Origin of the sequence: Acinetobacter sp. UBA6720, from assembly GCF_002454215.1 — a bacterium.
Classification (GTDB): domain Bacteria; phylum Pseudomonadota; class Gammaproteobacteria; order Pseudomonadales; family Moraxellaceae; genus Acinetobacter.
In genome coordinates, this window is the sequence record NZ_DKIK01000077.1 from 1 (window position 1) to 4,017 (window position 4,017).

General features: G+C 36.6%; 3 protein-coding genes and 1 pseudogene. 1 reads left to right on the forward strand and 3 read right to left on the reverse strand.

Annotated features, from left to right (window positions below; translation table 11 throughout):
• Positions 1–294, forward strand: a pseudogene (locus B4F08_RS06765) (tryptophan repressor-binding protein); the annotation flags it as partial.
• A gap of 47 nt (positions 295–341) precedes the next feature.
• Here the strand turns inward: B4F08_RS06765 and B4F08_RS17250 are convergent.
• The 3 genes from B4F08_RS17250 to B4F08_RS06775 form a co-directional block, all read right to left on the reverse strand.
• A complete protein-coding gene (locus B4F08_RS17250; protein WP_414632461.1) occupies positions 342–1,493 on the reverse strand; it encodes a type ISP restriction/modification enzyme in 1,152 nt (383 codons plus the stop codon).
• Positions 1,396–3,510 carry an N-6 DNA methylase gene (locus B4F08_RS06770; RefSeq protein ID WP_414632462.1) on the reverse strand — a complete coding sequence of 705 codons (2,115 nt, stop codon included), beginning with the start codon at positions 3,508–3,510 and terminating at the stop codon, positions 1,396–1,398. The genes B4F08_RS17250 and B4F08_RS06770 overlap by 98 nt, the downstream gene beginning before the upstream one ends.
• An 86-nt stretch (positions 3,511–3,596) precedes the next feature.
• On the reverse strand, positions 3,597–4,017 hold a 421-nt coding region (locus B4F08_RS06775), incomplete at its 5' end, for a prolipoprotein diacylglyceryl transferase family protein (protein ID WP_291373898.1).

A 4,017-nucleotide genomic window follows, 5' to 3' on the forward strand; every position in this document is an offset into this window, starting at 1 on the left:
GCATTACATAATAAACCTGCCTGTGTATTCACTTCTTCTGGTTCGATGCATGGTGGACAGGAAAGTACATTACTAACAATGCTGCCTCCTTTGTTTCATCACGGCATGATCATTTTAGGTCTACCTAATTCAATCCCTGCATTATCAAATACCAAAACAGGCGGTACACCTTATGGGGCAAGTCATGTCAGTGGCCCTCGTCATGATCAAAGTTTGAGTGCAGATGAAAAAGTATTATGCGAAGCGCAAGGTAAACGTTTAGGTGAAGTGGTCAAGGCGTTGGCTGCAAAGTGATAAAATAAAAGCCATAGCAGAATAGTTTTCCGCTATGGCTTTTATTTTTATATCTCTACTAATACGGTGTCTATTTCTTGCATGATCCGATTTGTTTCGGTCAACGCAACAATGATTTTTTGATAATGCAAAATATCTTCAAAATCTAAAGCCCGATCTTTACGGTCTTTGAGCCATTTTTGAGCAGGTTGATAACCGCCAATATAAAAAGTCCATGCCACTTCAGGCACATTGGCAAAGTATTGCGTGTCGTTAATGTAAACATTGCCATGTTTATAGATTGGTTTTTCGACGATATTGCTGCCGTCTTCTGGATATTGAGTAATGTATTGTTCAACACTTGGACTTTCGAGCAAGTGAATGCGCCGTAGTTCGCCGCCGAGTTTGACCAATTCAATAAAGGTTTTGGTATGCGTTGGATAGGGCACGCGTGGAAAGTCGATTTTTAGAAATTCCTTATAGCTTTCTCGATAATTGGGTGAGTGTAGCACTGCATAAATATAATCTAAAATATCTATTGGGGCAAAAGTACCATTAATGTTTTCTTTTTCATCGGTAAAGGTTAGGCTAATCGTTTTAGCGATTTTATCGACAATTTCTCTGTTTAAATTGGGGCTGCGAATCGGTTGTTCTTCTAAATCTGATTGTATATTGTCGTTGTAAAGGTAAAGGGGGAATAAATACGGTGTCCCATTGGTGCTATACATGGCTCTATCTGTCATCACAGTTTTGGTGAGCATGACTACACATGTTTGTTTTGTACCTGCAATTTGTCGAAGTGTGGCGAGTGCAATATTATCGGGTTGTAATAAATTATCGGTTAATTCTTTTCTAGGTCTGCCTAAAAATCCACTAGATTTACCTGTGTAATAAGAGTATCTAATATCAAAAGGTTTAAAGTGTATTTTAAAAACTTGTCCAAAATTTGTCATCACGTCTTCTTTAGCTGATGATATATTCCAACTTGGTCTATCTGGTGGAAGACTATACTTTTCTTTTAATGATGACTCGGATATATTTTTTAAATCTGAAATAATTTCTTTGATGTCATTAATATTGTGTTGAATGGTAAAAATATCATTTTTAGTCTGCAATCCAGAATTAAAATAAATTAAATAATTCATCCATTTTGAATCCTTTTTTGTATTTATCATCATCTGAAAAATTTTTAGGTACAAAAAAGTAGTTTTCCATATCATAATTTAATTTTTTAAATTTTATATTAGGTAGTGCATTATTTTTAAGGAAATCATATTTATCTTCACGTTTACCATATACATCATAATGAAAAACTTTGCCAAGTTTTGTGGTTTTAGCTGTTTTTACAAAAATATTAATACTTACACCCTGCATAATATCAAAAACATTTTCATCTTTATGACCATCAGGTGTGGTTTCTTTTTTCTTAGTATTTCCATGTAAATCAATAATGTAAATTTTATCAAAGGTTTCAAGTAAATTTTTACGCATTTGACGATGGGTAATCCCATCAATAAAGCTATTATTAGAAATGTAGGCTAAAACACCTTCACCATTTTTTTCAATAAAATATTGACCATAGCGAATAAATTTAATGTAATCATCATCAAGATTAATTTTTCGTTCGTTTAAATCCTTTTTATAATCTGCAATAAGGTTTTGAATCCATTCACCTTTATTGGTTGAACTTACAGAATACGGCGGATTCCCCAAAATACACATGACTGGGGTATCACGTTTTATATGGTTGGCTTCATTGGCTTCGCTACTTAACCAGTTGGCAAATAGTGTGCCTGTATCAGGGTGGCTTTCTTCTAAACTGTTGGTTAAATACACTCGTAAGCGTTGCGCTTGCTTGGGTTTATAACCTGTATCGGTTAGCAACAAATCAAGTTGCAAATGCGCCATCGCATAACTTGCCATGAGCAGCTCAAAACCATTTAAACGTGGTAATAAATGGCTTTCGACATAGTTACTCCAAATGCCTTGCTGACCTGCAAATTTTTGATGAATATGTTTCACCACTTCGGCAAGAAACGTCCCTGTACCTGTGGCAGGGTCAAGAATTTGCACTTTATGCACTTCTTTGGTTTCGGTAATACGCTTGCCTTTGGCTTTACCTTTGGTAATGGCTGTACCTGTTGCTTCTACTTCAATCGTGGTTTTACTGGTATCGGCTAAACCTTGTGATAATCCAAACTCAGTTTTTAAAATATCATCCACTGCACGCACAATAAAATTGACCACTGGGGCAGGGGTGTACCAAACGCCACGAGCTTTACGCAATTTGGGGTCATATTCACTCAAGAAAGTTTCGTAAAAGTGAATAATCGGGTCTTCCATTTTGGTGGAACGCCCATAATTTTTAAGGATTTCATGTACATTACAATGTAGAAAAACATCAACCAAGCTATCGACAATCCATTTAATACGGTCATCAATATCAGGGCCCGCAATATAGCCAAATAGTTTGCGTAAAAATGGATTGGTTTTAGGAATCAGTTCCGCCGCTTCCTGTCGGCTAAAAGTCGCTAAGGTCGGGTCATGTAAACGTGCGGCAAACATACCGTAAGCAATAGTTTGAGCATATACATCAGCAAAACCTTTCGGGCTAATGTCATGTATCAGGATTTGTTTAAAGGCTTGTTTTTGGTCTTTTAATGTACTGTCCTCAAAGCTATCTTCATCACTGGTTAAGGCTTTTTCAATCACATCAGAAAGTAGACGCGCTTTTGCTGCCATCATTTCTGCAAGTTTTTTAGGACTTTTAATGGTTTGTCCAATATGGGTACAAAAATTCTTGATGAGATTTTCAAAGACAGTAAAGTTCTCAGGAAGCGCTCGGATATGATTGCCAGTCACCTCAGCAATGGCGATTTTAGTGATAAATACGCCATCCTGATAAATATGAAAATTGAGATAGTCCGTAAAAATAAGATTGTTTAATGATGCTTTGTAACGATCAAATTGTTCTTTATTTCCTGTCTTTTTCAATCCGTCTAAGTCTTTATCACCGATATCTTTTGCTTCAATAAACCCAATGGGAATATTTTTCTTTGTCAAAATATAGTCAGGTGCGCCACAAGATTGCCTTTTAGGTTCATTGGTCGCAGTAATATCTGGGACTATCGATTCAATCAGTTGGGCAAGATCGCCACGAAAGGTATGTTCTGTCGCATTGCCAAGTCGATAACGATGATTAATACGGTCTATATAGGTTGAAATAAAGTGACTCATATTGTTGTCTCATATTTGTTTAAGCTAACAATATAATTTATATAATAAAAAATCCATAAAAATGGGAGCATCAGCTCCCATCATTTTTATTTGGTTATTTGCCAATCATAGATATTTTTACGGTAGGCATACCAAATCATCCAGAGTCCAATGATGATCATTGGGAAGCTGAGAATCTGTCCTTTGGTCATCCAGCCGAATAAGATAAAACCTTGGTCTGCATCAGGTTGACGGAAGAATTCCATAAAGAAACGCGCGACTCCATAACCAACCAAGAACAAAGCAGATACTGCCATGCTAGGGCGAGGTTTAGAGCTAAACCACCATAAAACGATAAATAGGATCAGACCTTCACAGATTGCTTGATAGATTTGCGATGGATGACGAACCAAACCTAAAGGGTCAGTTGGGAAAATCATACCAAATGCATAGTTCGGATCTTGAACTTGGCGACCATAAAGTTCACCACCAATAAAATTCCCGAAACGACCAAACATCAAGCCTGTC

Coding starts and splice junctions, on each gene's coding strand:
- B4F08_RS06770 (WP_414632462.1), bottom strand. CDS start 3,510: ATGAGTCACTTTATTTCAACCTATATAGACCGTATTAATCATCGTTAT.
- B4F08_RS17250 (WP_414632461.1), bottom strand. CDS start 1,493: ATGATATGGAAAACTACTTTTTTGTACCTAAAAATTTTTCAGATGATG.